15 protein-coding genes are annotated in these 17,287 nt (G+C 71.4%); 8 read left to right on the top strand and 7 right to left on the bottom strand.

The features are described from left to right. Positions 1–3: 3 nt before the first annotated feature. From ACYF6T_RS08880 to pssA, 3 genes are all read left to right on the top strand, one after another. Entirely contained in the window at positions 4–1,209 is a 1,206-nt protein-coding gene (locus tag ACYF6T_RS08880) for an acyl-CoA dehydrogenase family protein (protein ID WP_461694907.1), read from the top strand. A 170-nt stretch (positions 1,210–1,379) separates the two neighbouring features. Next, positions 1,380–2,036 carry a phosphatidylserine decarboxylase gene (locus ACYF6T_RS08875; protein ID WP_461694905.1) on the top strand — a complete coding sequence of 219 codons (657 nt, stop codon included), beginning with the start codon at positions 1,380–1,382 and terminating at the stop codon, positions 2,034–2,036. A gap of 22 nt (positions 2,037–2,058) precedes the next feature. Beyond that, positions 2,059–2,877: a CDP-diacylglycerol--serine O-phosphatidyltransferase gene (pssA, locus tag ACYF6T_RS08870; RefSeq protein WP_461695180.1), complete on the top strand. Its 819-nt coding sequence runs from the start codon at positions 2,059–2,061 to the stop codon at positions 2,875–2,877. A 57-nt stretch (positions 2,878–2,934) separates the two neighbouring features. On the opposite strand, the gene ACYF6T_RS08865 is transcribed toward pssA, so the two are convergent. Genes ACYF6T_RS08865 through ACYF6T_RS08845 form a run of 5 tightly spaced genes read right to left on the bottom strand, consistent with a single transcriptional unit; the run spans position 2,935 to position 7,766 of the window. Beyond that, positions 2,935–4,200: an ABC transporter substrate-binding protein gene (locus tag ACYF6T_RS08865; protein ID WP_461694904.1), complete on the bottom strand. Its 1,266-nt coding sequence runs from the start codon at positions 4,198–4,200 to the stop codon at positions 2,935–2,937. Next, entirely contained in the window at positions 4,197–5,315 is a 1,119-nt protein-coding gene (locus ACYF6T_RS08860) for a branched-chain amino acid ABC transporter permease (RefSeq protein ID WP_461694902.1), read from the bottom strand. Before ACYF6T_RS08860 ends, ACYF6T_RS08865 begins: the two co-directional genes overlap by 4 nt. Continuing rightward, complete coding sequence (locus ACYF6T_RS08855) at positions 5,308–6,198, bottom strand: branched-chain amino acid ABC transporter permease (protein WP_461694901.1); 891 nt, start codon at positions 6,196–6,198, stop codon at positions 5,308–5,310. Before ACYF6T_RS08855 ends, ACYF6T_RS08860 begins: the two co-directional genes overlap by 8 nt. After that, entirely contained in the window at positions 6,195–6,959 is a 765-nt protein-coding gene (locus tag ACYF6T_RS08850; RefSeq protein WP_461695178.1) for an ABC transporter ATP-binding protein, read from the bottom strand. Before ACYF6T_RS08850 ends, ACYF6T_RS08855 begins: the two co-directional genes overlap by 4 nt. 12 nt (positions 6,960–6,971) lie before the next feature. Further along, positions 6,972–7,766, bottom strand: a complete 795-nt coding sequence (locus ACYF6T_RS08845; RefSeq protein ID WP_461694899.1) for an ABC transporter ATP-binding protein — start codon at positions 7,764–7,766, stop codon at positions 6,972–6,974. Positions 7,767–7,947: 181 nt separating this feature from the next. Here ACYF6T_RS08845 and ACYF6T_RS08840 point away from each other — a divergent pair, with 181 nt between their 5' ends. Next, positions 7,948–9,144: a PucR family transcriptional regulator gene (locus ACYF6T_RS08840; RefSeq protein ID WP_461694897.1), complete on the top strand. Its 1,197-nt coding sequence runs from the start codon at positions 7,948–7,950 to the stop codon at positions 9,142–9,144. Positions 9,145–9,631: 487 nt separating this feature from the next. Here the strand turns inward: ACYF6T_RS08840 and ACYF6T_RS08835 are convergent, their stop codons facing one another. Next, positions 9,632–10,750, bottom strand: a complete 1,119-nt coding sequence (locus ACYF6T_RS08835) for a glycerate kinase (RefSeq protein ID WP_461695177.1) — start codon at positions 10,748–10,750, stop codon at positions 9,632–9,634. 211 nt (positions 10,751–10,961) lie between these two features. Here ACYF6T_RS08835 and ACYF6T_RS08830 point away from each other — a divergent pair, with 211 nt between their 5' ends. Both ACYF6T_RS08830 and ACYF6T_RS08825 read left to right on the top strand, forming a co-directional pair. Next, on the top strand, positions 10,962–12,035 hold the full coding sequence (locus ACYF6T_RS08830; protein WP_461694895.1) for an ADP-ribosylglycohydrolase family protein: 1,074 nt from the start codon (positions 10,962–10,964) through the stop codon (positions 12,033–12,035). 77 nt (positions 12,036–12,112) lie between these two features. Continuing rightward, positions 12,113–12,610: an NUDIX domain-containing protein gene (locus ACYF6T_RS08825; protein WP_461694894.1), complete on the top strand. Its 498-nt coding sequence runs from the start codon at positions 12,113–12,115 to the stop codon at positions 12,608–12,610. A 26-nt stretch (positions 12,611–12,636) separates the two neighbouring features. On the opposite strand, the gene ACYF6T_RS08820 is transcribed toward ACYF6T_RS08825, so the two are convergent. Then, the gene (locus tag ACYF6T_RS08820) at positions 12,637–13,419 is read right to left on the bottom strand and encodes an NPCBM/NEW2 domain-containing protein (RefSeq protein WP_461694892.1); all 783 of its coding nucleotides are present in this window, start codon (positions 13,417–13,419) and stop codon (positions 12,637–12,639) included. Positions 13,420–13,580: 161 nt separating this feature from the next. Here ACYF6T_RS08820 and ACYF6T_RS08815 point away from each other — a divergent pair, with 161 nt between their 5' ends. Together ACYF6T_RS08815 and ACYF6T_RS08810 are read left to right on the top strand one after the other, a co-directional pair. Further along, positions 13,581–14,351 (top strand): SIR2 family NAD-dependent protein deacylase, encoded by a 771-nt coding sequence (locus tag ACYF6T_RS08815; RefSeq protein ID WP_461694890.1) that lies wholly within the window; start codon positions 13,581–13,583, stop codon positions 14,349–14,351. Positions 14,352–14,432: 81 nt separating this feature from the next. Next, positions 14,433–17,285, top strand: a complete 2,853-nt coding sequence (locus ACYF6T_RS08810) for a COR domain-containing protein (RefSeq protein WP_461694889.1) — start codon at positions 14,433–14,435, stop codon at positions 17,283–17,285. Positions 17,286–17,287: the final 2 nt, after the last annotated feature.

Genomic DNA, 17,287 nt, shown 5'->3' with positions numbered 1-17,287 from the left:
GCCATGGCGCGACTTGCCCAGACGGCCGGTCTGACGGACATCCAGCAGGAGATCCTCTCCACCGTCCGCGACTTCGTGGACAAGGAGATCATCCCGGTCGCCACCGAGCTGGAACACCGCGACGAGTACCCGCAGGCGATCGTCGACGGGCTGAAGGAGCTGGGCCTGTTCGGCCTGATGATCCCCGAGGAGTACGGGGGTCTGGGCGAGTCGCTCCTGACGTACGCGCTGTGCGTCGAGGAGATCGCCCGCGGCTGGATGTCGGTCTCCGGCATCATCAACACCCACTTCATCGTGGCGTACATGCTCAAGCAGCACGGCACGCAGGAGCAGAAGAACCACTTCCTGCCGCGCATGGCGGCCGGCGACATCCGCGGCGCGTTCTCGATGTCGGAGCCTGGTCTCGGCTCGGACGTGTCCGCCATCACCTCCAAGGCGGTCAGGGACGGTGACGAGTACGTCCTCAACGGCCAGAAGATGTGGCTGACGAACGGCGGGACGTCAAGTCTGGTCGCCGTCCTCGTCCGAAGTGATGAAGGACACCCGGAGGGCACCGCGCCCCACAAGTCGATGACGACCTTCCTGGTCGAGAAGGAGCCCGGCTTCGGCGAGGTCCGCCCCGGCCTCACCATCCCCGGGAAGATCGACAAGATGGGCTACAAGGGCGTCGACACCACCGAGCTGATCATGGACGGCCTGCGGATTCCGGCCGACCGGGTGCTCGGCGGGGTCACCGGCCGAGGTTTTTACCAAATGATGGACGGAGTCGAGGTCGGCCGCGTCAACGTGGCGGCGCGTGGCTGCGGTGTCGCTCAGCGTGCCTTCGAGCTCGGCGTCCAGTACGCCCAGCAGCGTCACACTTTCGGCAAGCCGATCGCCCAGCACCAGGCGATCCAGTTCAAGCTCGCGGAGATGGCCACCAAGGTCGAGGCCGCGCATGCGATGATGGTGAACGCGGCACGCAAAAAGGACTCCGGAGAACGAAACGACCTTGAGGCAGGGATGGCGAAGTACCTCGCCTCCGAGTACTGCAAGGAGGTCGTGGAGGACGCCTTCCGGATCCACGGCGGCTACGGCTTCTCCAAGGAGTACGAGATCGAGCGCCTCTACCGGGAGGCTCCGATGCTGCTCATCGGTGAAGGTACCGCCGAGATCCAGAAAATGATCATCGGGCGCAGGCTGCTCGAAGAGTATCGGTTCCAGGGCTGAATGTCCGGAAACGGGGTGTTTTCTTCGAGAAGAAGATCACACCCCGTAGGCACTCTTCGGCCGCCGACTCGGCTTCCTGGCTTGCCCAGTTGTGGCCCGCGACCGGTACGATCCCGGAAAGCCGCCGTCCCCCGAACGAAGCGCGGCATCATCCGCTACGAAGGTCATTCATGCCCCACAGCCAAACCTCTGCACCACGCGACAGGTTCGCTGGCGTACGCCTCGCGCGCGGAGCATCGCCGTGGCTTCTCCCGACCGTCGCCACCGCAGCCCTCAGCCTGGCCCGCGCCCGCCGCTCCGGCGCCGCCAAGGCCGTGGCCGTGCCCGCCACCGCGCTGGCGGCGGGCATGCTGTGGTTCTTCCGCGACCCCGAGCGCGAGATCGCCCAGGGCCGGGTCATCTCGCCCGCCGACGGTGTGGTGCAGAGCATCATGCCCTGGAAGGACGGCCGCACCCGCGTCGCGATCTTCATGAGCCCGCTCAACGTCCACGTCAACCGCGCGCCCCTCTCCGGCACGGTGACGTCGGTCGAGCACATCCCCGGCGGGTTCGTTCCGGCGTTCAACAAGGAGAGCGAGAACAACGAGCGCGTAGTCTGGCATTTCGACACCGAACTCGGCGACATCGAGATGATCCAGATCGCCGGCGCGGTGGCCCGCCGCATCGTGCCGTACCTCCCCCAGGGGACCAAGGTCGAGCAGGGCGACCGCATCGGTCTGATCCGCTTCGGCTCGCGCGTCGACATCTACCTGCCCGAGGGCGTGGAGGTCGCGGTCGAGGTCGGTCAGAAGACCGTGGCTGGGGTGACTCGCATTGACCGTGATTGATCCGGAGACCCAGGCGGGCTGGGTGCCCGAGGCCGACGAGGTGGACGACGAGGAGGAGATGCCCCTCTCTCTGCGCCTGTCGATAGCGGACACGCTGACCCTCGGCAACGCCACCTGCGGCTTCATGGCCGTGTACTTCACCACCACCGGGATCCTGATCCCGCACCTCACGGGCGACCAGGAGACGGGCATGGCCCGGCACAGCGCGGCCACGGCGGTCATCCTGATGCTGTGCGCGGCGGTCTTCGACCTGTTCGACGGCCTGGTGGCGCGCAAGCTGCGCAGCTCGCCGATGGGCGCGGAGCTGGACAACCTCTCCGACCTGATCAGCTTCGGGCTGGCACCGGCGTACTTCGTCCTCGTCTACGGCATGGTCGCCGACGACGCGCACCAGAGAGTGGCCGCGGTCGGGGCGATCGTGGTGCTGCTGGCCGTCGTCCTGCGCCTGGCGCGCTTCTCGTGCGTGACGGTGCCCAACGGCATGTTCCAGGGCATGCCCTCGCCGTTCGGCGCGCTGACGGTCGTCTCGATCGTGCTGCTGGAGCTGCCCTTCGTGGCGACGCTGCTGGCGATCCTGGGGACGGCCTGGCTGATGGTGAGCCGGGTGGAGTACCCCAAGCCGCGGGGCCGCCTCGCGGTGGCGATGCTGTCCTGGATCGTCGTGTCGATGGGCCTGCTGGCCGGCTGGGCCTTCGACGCCCCCAGCGGCCAGCTGCTGCTCCAGACGGGCTGCGCGCTGCAGCTGGTCACGGGCGCGGTGATCCCGCTGTTCGCCACGGCCCGCCGGGTGAACAACTTCCGCGACAACCGGCGCGAGGCGCGGGCGGCGCAGCTGCCGTAGCGCACACGCGTACGAGGGGCCCGGACCGGAGGCGGTCCGGGCCCCTTCGTGCTGTCGTCAGCCCTGCGGCGTGTACTGCTCGGCCGTCTTCGAGGCCGCCGCCTCCCGGACGACCTTCATGCCGCCCGTGACGCCCTTGTCGGGCTGCAGGATCACGCTCTCCCGCGACGACGCCGCCTTCGGGTCGGTGAAGTCCTGGGTGACGCCGAAGCCGACGTCGAAGGAGTCGATCGACAGCAGCGCCCTGTCGACGCCCTCCCGGGTGAGGTCCTTGTCCGCGCACGCCTTCCTCAGTGCCTCGCCGAAGGCGGACGCGGCGGTCCAGCCGGCGACGATGCCGTTGTCGAGGGTGTCCTTCGGGTAGGCCGCCCGGTAGTCGGCGACGAGCTTCCTCGCCTTCGGGGTGTCGGCGCCGATGGGCAGCGAGGGCGAGGCCACGTAGTAGTTCCGCGTCAGGGCCGGGCCCGCCTCGGTGGCCAGCAACTGGGGTGCGAAGGCGGAGTTGTTGCCGATGACCGGCACGTCGAAGCCGCTCGCCGCCGCGACGCCGACGAGCGAGGCCGCCTGACGCGGGCCCGCGCTCAGCACGATCGCCTTGACGCCGGCCTGCTTGAGCGCGGCGACCTGGGCGGTCATGTCGTTGTCGGTGGGCTTGATCTTCTGCTCGACCACGCTCAGCCCGGCCTGCTTCGCCGCGTACCGGGAGCCGACCAGGGCGCTCTCGCCGTAGTCGCCCTCGAAGTACACATGGCCGATCCTGTCGCCCCTCTTGATCCCCTTCTTTCTGATCAGGAAGTCGACGGCGTTGATCGTCTCGATGTCGTACGTCGATCCGATCACGCGGATGTACGGGCTGCCCAGCAGCGTCGACGACCAGGCCTGCGGCAGCACCAGGTCCTTGTCCCGGCCGTCGATGCGCTGCTTGACCGCGGCGACGAACGGCGAGCCGATGAACTGGGCGAAGCCCAGCACCTCCGGCTCCAGCTCGGTGTAGCCGGACACCGCCTTCTGCGGGTCGTAGCCGTGGTCGCGGACGGCGAGCCGCACCTTGTAGCCGCAGGCGCCGCCGGCGGCGTTGAACTGCTTCACGTACAGCTGCTGGGCCTGGGTGACGCTCTTGCCGAGCGTGGCGTAGACCCCGCTCAGGTCCGTGAGCGCGCCCAGGGTGATGGTCCTGCCGGAGACGCCCTCCCCGGTCTTCACCCCGCCCGCGGCGGCCTTGTCGCTGTCGTCGTCCTTGGCCTTGGAGCTGCATCCGGCCGCGAAAAGCAGCGCGGCGAGGACACCGGCCGCGGTCCTGGTCGCGTACGTCGTCGTGGTCATCGTTCCTCCGTGTCGGTTCCGGTGCGGCGCCGGGCGGCTGCTCCGGCCAGGCCGCCGGGCAGGAACAGCACCACCAGCACGACGGCGGCGCCGTAGAGGTACCGGGCGGCCTCACCCGGTGCGATCCCGCCCGTGCCGGGGGCGGAGACCAGGGGCAGCGCGTCGCTGTAGCGGGTCAGCAGCTGCGGCAGCAGGGAGACGAACGCGGCCCCGGCCACCGCGCCGGAGACCGAGCCGAGCCCGCCGACGACGATCATGGCGAGGTAGTCCAGGGACAGCGTGATGCCGAAGTAGTCGGGCACCGTCCGCTGGAAGACCAGCGCGAGCAGCACGCCCGCCAGGCCCGCGTACATCGACGACAGCACGAAGACGGCGGCGCGGTGGCGGGCCACCGGCACCCCGATCACCCCGGCCGCGATGCGGTGGTCGCGGATGGCGTTCATGGCCCGGCCCGGACGGCCGCGCAGCACGCCGCGGGCGAACAGCGCGGCGGCGAGCAGCAGGACGAGACCGGCGTACCAGAGCTTCTCGGCCGCGCCGAACGGCACGGCGGCCACCACGGTCTCGCGGTCGTCGAAGGTCAGGCCGAACAGGCTGAGCGGCGGCACGTCCCGGCCGTTGGCACCGCCGGTCAGGTCGTGGGCGTTGAACATCACGTGCTGGCCGATGAAGACGAGGGCGAGCGTGGCGATGCCCAGATAGGCGCCGCTGAGCCGCCCCGACAGGGGGCTGCACAGGCCGCCCGCGACGCCCGCGACGCCGACCGCGAGCACGGCCGCGAGCCAGGTCGGCAGACCGAGCCCGGCCAGGCCGTCGCCGCCGTCCGCCGCGAACACGCAGTAGGCGTACGCGCCCACGGCGAGGAAGAAGGCGTGGCCCATGGAGAGCTGGCCGGTGGCGCCGGTCAGGAGGTTCAGGCCGATCGCGCCGATGGCGGCGGCCATCGCGAACAGGCCCGCCTCCAGCCAGAAGCGGTCCAGGTAGAACGGAAGGGCCAGGAGGAGGACGGTGGCGGCCGCCCAGGCGTAGGGGCGGGGGCGGGTGAGCCAGGCGGGGCGGCGGCGGGCACCGGGCGGCGCCTCGCCCGCCTCGTCGCGGCGCAGGACCTCAGACACGGGCGAGCTCCTTCGTGCCGAACAGGCCCGCGGGCCGGACGAGCAGGATCACGACCATCACCAGGTACGGCGCCAGATCGCCCAGTCCCCGGCCCAGGAACGTCAGATCGCCCTGGTAGCCGGTGGCCAGCGACTCGGTGACGCCGACCAGCAGGCCGCCGACGAGGGCGCCCGTGGTCGAGTCCAGGCCGCCGAGGATCGCCGCGGGGAAGGCCTTGAGCGCGGCGAGCGAGGTGGCGCGCTCCAGGCCCGGCGTCGGGAAGACGGTCAGGAACAGCGCGGCGACCGCGGCCAGGCCCCCGGCAACGGCCCAGGCGCCTGCCGAGACCCGCCCCAGCCGTACCCCCATCAGCGCCGCCGTCTCCGCGCTCTCCGCCGCCGCCCGCATCGCCACGCCCCACGACGTGTAGCGGAAGACCAGCAGGAACGCGGTGATGAGCAGCGCCGCCGCCACGAACGCGGCGATCCGGGTGTGGGCGAGGGAGATCGGCCCGAGGCGCAGCACGGCATCGCCCCACGGGTCGCCCATGGGCAGGACGTCCGTGCCGATGCGGCGGGTGAGTTCGGTGGTGAGCAGGATGTCGACCCCGATGGTGACGATGGCCAGCACCCGGGGGTCGCCGCCCCGGTAGCGCCGCATCACCAGGAACTCCACGGCCGCCCCGACCAGCGCGGCGCCCGCGATCCCGGCCAGCAGCGCGGGCCAGAAGCCCAGGTCGTCGTGGAGGGAGGCGGTGACGTAGCCGCCCGCCAGGAGCAGCGAGGCGTGGGCGAAGTTGACGACCTCGGTGGCCCGGAAGATCACCACGAACCCGAGCGCGACGAGCGCGTACACCGACCCGAGCGACACGCCGTTGAGCAGGATCTCGACGAAGGTGCTCATGATCCGGCCCCCAGGTAGGCGCGTACGACGGCGGGATCGTTCTGTACGGCGGCGGGGGCGCCGTCGGCGATCCGGCGCCCGAAGTCCAGTACGGTCACGGTGTCGGCGAGCCGCATCACCACCCCCATGTCGTGTTCGACCAGCACGATCGAGATGCCGAGGCCGTCGCGGACGCCGGCGATGACGGCGGCGGTGCGGCGGCGTTCGTCGGCGGTCATGCCCGCGACCGGCTCGTCCAGGAGCAGCAGGCGCGGCTCCATGCACAGCGCGCGGGCGAGTTCGGCGAGCTTCTGCCGCCCGTACGGCAGGGATCCCGCGGGGCGGTCCAGACAGTCCGCGATGCCGACGAACCCGGCGATCTCCCGGACGCGGGCCCGGTGCCGGCGTTCCTCGCGGGCCGCCGAGGGCAGGCGCAGTCCGGCGGCGAGGAAGCCGGCGCGCATCAGCCGGTGCCGGCCCAGCAGCAGGCAGTCCTCGACCGTGGCGCGGGGCGGCAGGGCGAGGTTCTGGAAGATCCGGGCGATGCCGAGGGCGGCGATGCGGTGCGGGGGCATGCCGGTCAGTTCGCGGTCGCCGAAGCGGACGCTGCCCGCGGTGGCCCGGTAGACGCCGGACAGCACGTTGAAGCAGGTCGACTTACCGGCGCCGTTGGGCCCGATGAGGGCGTGCACGGTGCCGGGGCGGACGGTGAAGCCGACGTCGTCGAGGGCGGTGAGTCCGGCGAACCGTACGGTCAGGCCGCGCACTTCGAGGGGGTCCACGCTGGTCACGGGTCACCCCTTCCAGGGGGTCAGGGTGCGCCGTACGGCCTGGTCGGCGTCGGCGGCGGCGTCCTCGTCGACGACGCCCAGGTAGCGGCGGCGGACCTCGTCGGAGGCGGCCAGGTCGGCGGCGGGGCTGGCGAGGGTGACCTCGCCGACTTCGAGGACGTACGCGCGCGTGGCGAGCCGCAGGGCGAGCGCGGCGTTCTGTTCGACGAGGAGGACGGCGGTGCCCTGGTCGTTGATCTCCCGCACGGTGTCGGCGATCCGCTCGGCCATGAGCGGGGCGAGTCCGAGGGAGGGTTCGTCGAGCAGCAGGAACCCGGGGGCGGCCATCAGGGCGCGGGCGACGGCGAGCATCTGCTGTTCGCCGCCCGACAGCAGCCCGGCGCGCTGGTGGGCGCGCTGGGCGAGCACGGGGAAGAGGTCGTGGACCCGGGCGAGGGCCTTCGCCCGGTCCGGCCGGCGGCTGCCGAGGGCGCCCGCGCGGAGGTTGTCGCGCACGGTCATACGGGCGAACACCCGCCGTCCCTCCGGTACCTGGGACACCCCGCAGGCGACCACCCGGTCCGGTGGCAGCCGGTCGAGCCGGCGGCCGCCCAGGCGCACACCGCCCCCGGTGACCGCGCCGCCGTGGAAGGACAGCGTCCGGCTGATCGCGCGCAGCAGCGTCGACTTGCCCGCGCCGTTGCCGCCCAGCACGGTCACCACGGCTGCCTCCGGTACCTCCAGGGAGACGCCGCGCAGCGCCCGCACGGGTCCGTATCCGACGGACAGGTCCTGCACGACGAGTCCGGATCCGCCCATGGACTTCCCCTCTGTCGTCACTCGGTGTGGCGCTCACCCCAGCACCGGCGGGAGCGCGCGTCCACGGCGCAGGGCGGAATCGCTGCGGGTGCCCAGCAGGCCGGGCCGGACGTTGTGCGCGCGCACAACACCGCGTGTCAGGGACCTGTGCGCGGTCGGGTCCGGATGGCATCCTCCGGCCATGGGAGGACGCAGGCCGCGTACCGGTCATGACTGGAAGCTGCTCGCGGAGTCGTGCACGGCTCTGCTGGAACGGCTGCCGGAGCTTGTCGACGAGCACCTGCGGCAGCTCACCGAGCACTCCCCCGTCTACGGCCAGGTGCTCCCCTACGACCAGCAGTGGCGGGAGGCGGAGGAGGCCTTACGGATCGGCATCACGACGATCTCCGCGCCCCGGGACTCGCCGCGGCGCGACCTGGAGCACGCCGAGGACTCCGGCCGGCGCCGGGCCCGGCAGGGGCTGCCGCTCGACCTGCTCGTGCACGCCTACCGCAACGCCGGCTACCTGGTGTGGGACGCGCTGGTGGAGGGCGCGGCCGGGCGGGAGCCGGAGCGGCTGGCGGCGCTGATGCGGTCGACGACGATGGTGTGGGCCGCGGTGGACGCGCAGGTGGAGTCGGCGTCGGAGGCGTACCGGGCGACGGAGGCGGAGCTGCGGCGGCGCACCGACGAGCAGTTGCAGGCGCTGCTCGACGCGCTCCTGGAGGGGCAGACGGCGCCCGGGCTCGCGGCGCGGGCCGCGGCCGGCCTCGATCTGCCGGAGCACGGGCCGTACGCGGTGGTGGTGCTGCGGACCGAGCGGCGGGAGGCGTGCGAGCGGCCGGTGCGGGGGGCCGGGTTCCGGTTCATCTGGCGGATGCGGGCGGACGGTGAGGTCGGGGTGGTGGCGCTGGCGCCGGGGCAGGGCCTGGACGCGGTGGTGCGGGTGCTGGACGGGCGGTGCTCGGGGCCGGGCGGGATCAGCCCGGTGGTGCCGGGGCTGGCGGAGCTGGGGCGGGCCCGGCGGCTGGCCGAACTGGCGCTGCGCACGTGCCCGCCGGACGCCGGGACGGTCGTACGGCTGGATCAGCGGATGCCGACGGCGCTCGTGGTCAGCCAGCCGGAGCTGGCCGACCGGCTGGTGTCGGGGGTGTTCGGCGGGCTGCTGGAGCTGGAGCCCGCCGACCGGGCCGTGCTGCTGGAGACGCTCGACGTGTGGCTGGCGTGCGAGGGCTCCGCGGGGCGGGCCGCGGGACGGCTGTACTGCCACCGCAACACCGTCTTCAACCGCCTGCGCCGCCTGGAACAGCTCACGTCCCGCTCCCTGGCCCGCCCACGGGACCTGATCGAGATGACCCTGGCCCTGGACGCCTACCGCCTGTCCGGCGCCGGACGATAACCGGTTGACCCCGCACCGGGCGGTGCCCGGGTGTTCCGACGGCGAACGGTGCCCGGGTGTCCGGGTGTCCGGGCGCCGCAGGGTGCCCGACTGTGCCGGCACCGGAGGGTGCCAGACACCGCCGCCGCACGGCGACCGGCTGACCCCGCGCCAGACGGTGACCGGCTGTCCGGGCGCCGCAGGGTGCCGGGCTGTCCCCGCGGGGGACGGTGACCGGCTGGCGCCGCGGCGGACGGTGACCGGCTCTCCGGCGCCGCACGGTGACTGGCTGGCCCCGCACCGGACCGTGACGGTCTGCCCCACGCCAGACGGTGACCAGGTGTTCCGGCGCCGGACGGTGAACGGCTGTCCGGGCGCCGCAGAGTGCCCGGCCGTCCCGGCGCCGCACGGTGACCGGCTGGCCCGGCGCCGCACGGTGCCCGGGTGTTCCGGCGGCGGGCGGTGGACGGCTGGCCACGCCGCCGGATGGTGATCGTGGTGTGGGGGTTCAGGTGAGGAAGTCGTGTGCGATTCGTTCCGCCACCCGTTCCAGGATGGGGCCCGCGTCCGCGATGCACTTGGCGACGTCCGGTTCGGCGTCGGTCAGCGGGTACGCCCGGCGGATGCCCGCCTGTCCCAGCGCCTGCGGCGGCAGCGCGAGGCGGCCGCAGACCGCGACGACCTCCTTGTCGGCGGCGCGGGCCGCGGCGGCGACGCCCGCGGGAGCCTTGCCGTGCAGGGTCTGCTCGTCCAGCGAGCCCTCGCCGGTGATCACCAGGTCCGCCCACTCCAGCGCGGGCGCGAAGCCCAGGACCTCCAGCATCACTTCGATGCCGGGGCGGAACCGCGCGCCCACCAGGAGCGCACCGAAGCCGATGCCGCCGGCGGCCCCCGCACCCGGCGCGGCGGCGTACTCGGCGGCCCGCGCGCCCAGGGACTCCTCCAGCACCTTGGCGTAGTGCGCGAGGGCGGCGTCCAGGGTCTCCACGTCGTCCGGCGTGGCGCCCTTCTGCGGGCCGTAGACCGCCGGTGCGCCCTTCGGACCGGTCAGCGGGTTGTCGACGTCGCTGGCCAGGACGAACTCCACCTGCCCCAGGCGCGGGTCCAGTCCCGACAGATCGGCCGAGGCCAGCTCGGCGAGCCCGCCGCCGCCCGGCGCCACCGGCTCCCCGTCGGCGTCCAGGAACCGGGCGCCCAGCGCGGAGAGCATGCCCGCGCCGCCGTCGGTGGTGGCGCTGCCGCCGACGCCGAAGACGATGGTGCGCGCCCCCGCGTCCAGGGCGGCCCGCAGCAGCTCTCCGGAGCCGTACGTGGACGCCGTGAGCGGCGCGAAGACGCCGGCCGGCAGCCGCTGCAGGCCGCTGGCCTCCGCCATCTCCACCACCGCGGTGCCGCCGCGCAGCGCGAACGCCGCCGTCACCTCGTGCCCGAGGGGCCCCGCGACCCGTACCTCCCGCCGCTCGAACCCGGCCGCGACCGCCGCCGCCACCGTCCCGTCGCCGCCGTCGGCCACCGGCAGGGACTCCACCTCCACGTCCGGCCGCACCCGGCGCAGCCCGGCCGTCACGCGCTCGGCGACCTGTACGGCCGTCAGCGACCCCTTGAACTTGTCCGCGGCGATGAGCACGCGCTGTGTCACCTGTATCCCCTTGCTCTCCGGGCCTCGCGCACGTCAAGGCCAGTCGCGCCGCTGTGACCTTAACCGGAGCACACCCCCGCCGTCATGCACCGCCCGGAGCCTGAGAGCGGCGTGGGAGCAACGTACGAGCGCCGTGCGAAGCGCCTGTGCGGACCACCGAAACCGCACACGCGCCCCCGGAATTGGGTAAACCGGAGCTATGACCCCTGTGGGTACCGAGCAAGAGCTCGCCGACCGCGTCCTCGGGGGCTGGCTGGGCCGGATCGCGGGCAACATGCTCGGCAAGCCGGTCGAGCAGGGCGACCTGTGGACGCGGGACCGGATCGACCGCTATCTGCGGCAGGCCGCCGCCCTGCCCCTGACCGACTACCTGCCCGAGCCGGCCGACGAGAGCGACGGCTTCGAGCTGCGGCCCGAGTGGCGCCAGTGCGTGCGCGGCCGCATCCACGGCAGCTGCCGGGACGACGACGTCGACTACGCGATCCTGGGCCTGGACCTGCTGGAGACCCACGGCTTCGGCTTCAGCACCGAGCAGGTCGGCGACCTGTGGCTGCTGAGGCTGCCGTATCTGCAGACGTTCACGGCCGAGCGGGCGGCGTACCGCAACCTCGCCAACGGGTTGAAGCCGCCGCTGACCGCCACGTACGACAACCCGTACCAGGAGTGGATCGGCGCGCTGATCCGCGCCGACATCTACGGCTGGACCTGTCCGGGCGCACCGCGCCGGGCCGCCGCCCTGGCCCGCCGGGACGCGGTGCTGTCGCACACCGGCAACGGCGTGTACGGGGCCATGTGGGCGGCGGCGCTGATCGCGGCGGCGTTCACGGCGCCGACGGTGCGGCACGCGGTGGACGAGGCGCTGGCCGTCATCCCCGCCTCCAGCCGGCTCGCCCGGATCGTGCGCCGGGTGGTCTCGCTCCACGACACGCGGATGACCTGGGAGGACACGCTCAGCACGGTCGCCGAGGAGACCGCCGGGCTCGGCTGGATCCACACCGTACCGAACGCGGCGGTGCTCACCGCCGGGCTGCTGTACGGCGACGGGGACTTCACCCGCACCATCACCCTCACCGTCCGCGGCGGTCTGGACACCGACTCCAACGGAGCGACGGCGGGTTCGGTGGCCGGGGTGCTGACGGGGGCCGAGGCGATCCCGCAGCAGTGGAAGGACCCGCTGGAGGACACGGTCCGCAGTGCGGTGTTCGGCTTCGACGGGGTACGGATCAGCGAACTGGCGGAACGGACCCTTCAGTTGGCGGCCTCCGAGAGTTGAGACGGTCTTGCGAAGCCCGGGCGTCGGCGCGTTCGAGCGTCCGAGGTGCGGGTGCGCGGACTGGTTACCCTTCCCCAATGACCACCACCCAAGACTTCGCCACGTACATCGCGGGCCTGCCCCGCGTCCTCGCCGGCGCCGCCGCGCTGCTGCGTGACGCCGAGGGCCGGGTCCTGCTCGTCGAGCCCAACTACCGCGAGGGCTGGGCGCTGCCGGGCGGCACGATCGAGTCCGACGACGGCGAGACCCCGCGGCAGGGGGCGCGCCGCGAGACGGCCGAGGAGATCGGCCTCGACCGCGAGATGGGCCGCCTCCTCGCGGTCGACTGGGTCCACGGCACGGGCCGCCCGCCCCTGGTGGCCTACCTCTACGACGGCGGCGTCCTCACCGACGCCGACCTCGCCGCCATCCACCTCCAGGAGGAGGAACTCCTCTCCTGGCGCCTGGTCCCCCGCGAGGACCTCCCCCACTACCTGCCGGGCGCCCTGGGCCGCCGCACCCAGGCAGCCCTGGACGTGCTGGCGGAGGGCACGGGGACGGCGGAACTGGAGAACGGCCACCGGGTGAACGCGTAGGCGTTCCCCGGTCGCAGGGCGCGCGGCTAACTCACCCGCGCGTCACCGGTCGTGCAGGGCCATGGCACCGGGTTTTCGACCCCTTTGGTCTGGGTCGCGATGATCGCCAGATGGACGACTCCGGAGATGTCCTTCGCCCCCGACTCGAAGTGGCTCCTTCTTGACGTGTCGGCCGAGAGCAACTCCCGGCCGTCGGCCAGGATCTGCCAATGGCACGCGGAGGGTCCGCCGTCCGTCTCCGGAGCGTCGTCCCTCAGTCCCAGCACCACGGAGAATTGCTTGTAGCGCCCCCCTAGATCATATTCCACCTTTTCGGTGGCCCCATCTCCGGAGTCCGTAGTCGCGAAATTCATTGCGTACGGATAGGTCACGCCGTCGATGTCCAGGGCACCCTTCTCGTCGAATGAGTTCTCGCCGCCCACGGGTTCCAGGTCATTGAGATAGGTGGAGGCCTCGCTCGCGGCGTAGGACGAGGCCGGAGGCGTTGACTCGACCGCCGGCGAGACCGCTTCCGCAGGCGACGACGTGCGTGACGCGACAACGGGGCCGTCGGCGTCCTTACTCGGCACCCCGTCTGCGGTCGCCTCCAGGCTGCCCTCACCGAAGAGATCCGAAGTGAACGGCACGACGATGCCGAGAGCCATCAAGAGGACTCCCGAGATGGACAGCATCCAGCGAGTTCGCGCCGACAGCGGGCCGGGCATCTTGATCAGCGCCGTTTCGGCTTCGCCGTTCGTGACGCCCACCAGAAAGAGATAGATCCCCAAAATCAAGAGCCCAACACCAGCTGTAACAAGCGCCCCGTTCATCACGACGCTCCCCCCTGTTGTCACCGGGAAGGCATCTTGACACGACAAGGACGACGATGTCCCAAGTTCAGCCAGGTTGATCTGTTCATGGCAGTGATGACGTCATGTCCATGTTTGGTATTCGTTCGCCCCGGGCGGCAAGGCGACCTACCCTCGGCACCATGACCAAGCCCCTCGTCGCCATTCTCAGTGGTGCCGGTGTCTCCACCGACTCCGGGATTCCCGACTACCGCGGGCCCAACGGGCTGTGGCGGAAGGATCCCGAGGCGGAGAAGCTGGTGACGTACGAGTACTACATGGGGGATCCGGAGATTCGGCGGCGGTCGTGGCAGATGCGGCGGGCGAACCGGACGCTGAACGCCGAGCCGAATGCCGCGCACGTGGCCGTGGCCGAGCTCGAGCGGTCCGGTGTACCCGTGCGGGTGATCACACAGAACGTGGACGGGCTGCACCAGCTCGCCGGGATGCCCGCCCGCAAGGTGCTCGAACTGCACGGCACCGCACGGCAGGTGGTGTGCACCGCGTGTCACGCCCGGGGGTCGATGGAGGACGCGCTCGCCCGTGTCGAGGCCGGGGAGGACGATCCGCCGTGCCTGGAGTGCGGAGGGATCCTGAAGTCGGCGACCGTGATGTTCGGGGAGCGGCTCGATCCCGTGGTGCTCGGCGAGGCGGTCGCCATCAGCAAGGCCTGTCAGGTGTTCGTCGCCGTCGGCAGCAGCCTGCAGGTGCAGCCGGCGGCCGGACTCGCCGGGGTGGCCGCCGACCACGGGGCACGGCTCGTCATCGTCAACGCCGAGCCGACACCGTACGACGAACTCGCCGACGAGGTGATCCGGGAGCCGATCGGTGACGCGGTCGGCCCGGCGTCGCCGCGCTGCCGGAGCATCTCCACCGGTTCCTCCCCGGACGCCCTGGTCGCATGGGGTTTCTGACCAACTCCCCTGCGTGAGAGCATGGTTGGCGACGATCCGGTGATCGGGTGCCGGGAGGCGCCTTGACGATGGGGGCAGCCGGTGTCCATCAGCGATCCCGACGCGGCGTCGCACCGCGTGGCACAGCCGACCAGATCAGGCGTACGGCTGCTGATCAGCGGCCGCACCACGTTCGAGCATCTGCTCGGCTCGTACCAACCGGGCCAGATCACCGAACTGGAGCTGGCCGATTACTCCGACCCCGAGCTTCCGGTCTGGCTCACCAGGCTGCCCCGCCTCGGCAGCCTGACCGTCCGCTACACCGGTGCCGAGCCGATCCGCTCGCTTCCGGCACCGCAGGCCCTGCACACCCTCACGCTCCAAGGGGTGAACGTCACGGCCCTGCCCCGGTTCGGCACGTGGGTGACCACCCTGCGCCGGCTCCATCTCGTCGGCACGGGCATCACGGCGTTCGGAAACAACATCACGGCTCTGGCGTCCCTGGAAGAACTGACCTTGGACGCGCCGTTGCTGACCAGCGTCACCTGGGAGATCGGTTTCCTGTCGAATCTCCGCAGCCTACGGATCAGCAGCCAGCGGCTGACCACCCTGCCCTCAGAACTCGGCCGCCTCCCCAACTCCCTGGACCTGTTCCTGGACTGTCCGAACCTCGCGGATCCCTTTCCGGCGCTTCTGGCGCGCGGAGTCTCGGACCTGCTGACCTATCTGCGCAGCCTGGAGTCCGACGCCCAGGAGCAGTACGAGGCGAAGGTCGTCCTGGTCGGCGAAGGCAACGTGGGCAAGTCGTGTCTCGTTTCCGCACTGCGTGGCGAGGAGTTCGTCGAAGGACGTCCCACGACGCACGGCATCGAGGTGTCCACGATCGACCTGCCCCACCCGGAGGCGGGCGACACGCTTCTGCGCCTGAACCTGTGGGACTTCGGTGGTCAGGAGGTCTACCGGATCGGCCACCAGTTCTTTTACAGCAGACGCTCTCTCTACGTCCTGGTGTGGCGTCCCCGCGAAGGGCAGGAGGAGAACGCCGTCGAGGGCTGGATACGACGGATCCGACTACGGGTGGGCAACGACGCGCGCATCCTCATCGTCTCCACCTACCGGGACACCGACGGCCGTCACCCGGAGTTGGACTATCCGGAGCTGCGCCGGCGCTTCGGCGAGATCCTGGTGGGGAACCTCGCCGTGGACAACCGTTCAGGTCACGGCGTCGAGGAACTGCGCCGGGCTATCGCCGCGCAGGCCGCCCAGTTGCCGCAGATGGGCCAACTGATCAGCCATGCCTGGCTGGCCGTACGGGAACAGCTGTACCAGCTGGCGGCGTCCACGCCCTATATCCCCCGGACCGAATACGACGACGTCTGCCGGGACCAGGGCCTCGACGGAGCCGAGACCGACACCCTGGCAACGCTGTTGCACGATCTCGGTCACATCATCCACTTCGGGCAGGAACACGGTCTCAGCGACGTCATGGTCCTGCAGCCGGAGTGGCTGACCAAGGCGATCGGATATGTCCTGGAGGACGGCGTCACCCGCACCAACGGGGGCATCCTCGACTACGCGCGACTACCGGACCTGTGGGGCGGCGGCGCGGGCCGCACGAGGTACCCCCGGCAGGTCTACCCGTACTTCCTGCGGCTGATGGAGATGTTCGACTTCTCCTACCGCCTGGACGACCAGGGTGCCGCGCTCGTCGCGCAGGTCGTCCCACACGATCGACCGGCGCTGCCCTGGGACGCCGATCGGCGCCCCGGCCCCGAAGAGCACGAAGCGTCTTTGCTGTGCACCTTCACCGAGCCCCCGGTCGGCCTGATGGCCTGGCTGACCGTGCGCAACCACCGCTACTGGACGGGCCCGAGCGGTGTGCACTGGCGTCGCGGCGCGTTCCTCACCTGCGCCGACTACGGGGCAACGGCCCTCGTCGAGTTGTCCTCCGACCTCGAACTGCGGCTGACCGTGCGCGGCCCGGCGCCCAACATGTTCTTCGCTCTGCTGAGGGATTCCGTGCAGCATCTGGTGAAGGAGCGCTGGAGCGGTCTCGGTCACGCCTTCCACATCCCCTGCCCGCACCGTTCGCGGTCCGGAACGCCGTGTCCCGGCCGTTTCCCGGTCGAGGCGCTGGAGCGGTTCTCGGCGCGCGGGAAGACCACCATCGACTGTTACGAGTGCGCCGAGACCCAGGACATCGTCACGCTCCTCACCGGTTTCTCCCCGGTGCCCGGGACGGCGACCGCCCTGCGCGAACTGGGGCAGAAGATCGACTCGTTGGAACGTGACAGCCGTGCCCGAGCCGAGGAGATCATCTCCGGCCAGGGCGAGCTGCGCCGAGAGCTCGAACGGGGCCTGTCGGAGGCGGCCTACCAGTTGCGTGCCGTGAAGAAACTGCTCTCGCGGGAACAGCAGGACTGCCCGAGTCTGTTCACTCTCGTCCCCTTGCGCAGCTGGAATCCGCTCGCCTCCCACTACCGCCTGACCTTGTGGTGCGAGGAGACCAGTCGCAGCCACCCCTGGGACCCGGCCAGTTACGATCTGCGTCTGCCCAAGGCGCTGGTGCGGGAGGCGCTGCCCTACTTCCGGTTGATCATCCCGCTCCTGGAGTTCGCCGTTCCGCTCACCGGTCGCTTGGCCGCGGAGGTGTTCCGAGAGGTGGACCAGAAGGCTGCCCAGGAACTCCTGGCCACGACCCGCGAGGTGCTCTCCCGTTTCGAGGCGAGCGACGACGCGGCCGCCGCTCTGGCCCAGCCGGAAGGCCCTGGCGGCGACGAGCCCCGGCGCGGCTACCGTACGGTGAGGTACCTCCTGCGAGAGGCCGACGGAGAGCGCTTCCCGCCCTTCGGAGGCATGGAGTGGCGCACCAACTCCGCCGGCGACCGGCTGTGGCTGTGTCCGGGCCACCTCCGAAGCTACGACCCCGGGCTCCCCGTACTGGGCACGTCATAAGC

The organism is Streptomyces sp. 7R007 (assembly GCF_054850255.1).
Note: the sequence above shows the minus strand (reverse complement) of the source record. Positions and strands in the feature narration are given on the sequence as shown.

Coding starts and splice junctions, on each gene's coding strand:
- ACYF6T_RS08880 (WP_461694907.1), top strand. CDS start 4: ATGGCGCGACTTGCCCAGACGGCCGGTCTGACGGACATCCAGCAGGAG.
- ACYF6T_RS08875 (WP_461694905.1), top strand. CDS start 1,380: ATGCCCCACAGCCAAACCTCTGCACCACGCGACAGGTTCGCTGGCGTA.
- ACYF6T_RS08865 (WP_461694904.1), bottom strand. CDS start 4,200: ATGACCACGACGACGTACGCGACCAGGACCGCGGCCGGTGTCCTCGCC.
- ACYF6T_RS08855 (WP_461694901.1), bottom strand. CDS start 6,198: ATGAGCACCTTCGTCGAGATCCTGCTCAACGGCGTGTCGCTCGGGTCG.
- ACYF6T_RS08845 (WP_461694899.1), bottom strand. CDS start 7,766: ATGGGCGGATCCGGACTCGTCGTGCAGGACCTGTCCGTCGGATACGGA.
- ACYF6T_RS08840 (WP_461694897.1), top strand. CDS start 7,948: ATGGGAGGACGCAGGCCGCGTACCGGTCATGACTGGAAGCTGCTCGCG.
- ACYF6T_RS08830 (WP_461694895.1), top strand. CDS start 10,962: ATGACCCCTGTGGGTACCGAGCAAGAGCTCGCCGACCGCGTCCTCGGG.
- ACYF6T_RS08825 (WP_461694894.1), top strand. CDS start 12,113: ATGACCACCACCCAAGACTTCGCCACGTACATCGCGGGCCTGCCCCGC.
- ACYF6T_RS08820 (WP_461694892.1), bottom strand. CDS start 13,419: ATGAACGGGGCGCTTGTTACAGCTGGTGTTGGGCTCTTGATTTTGGGG.
- ACYF6T_RS08815 (WP_461694890.1), top strand. CDS start 13,581: ATGACCAAGCCCCTCGTCGCCATTCTCAGTGGTGCCGGTGTCTCCACC.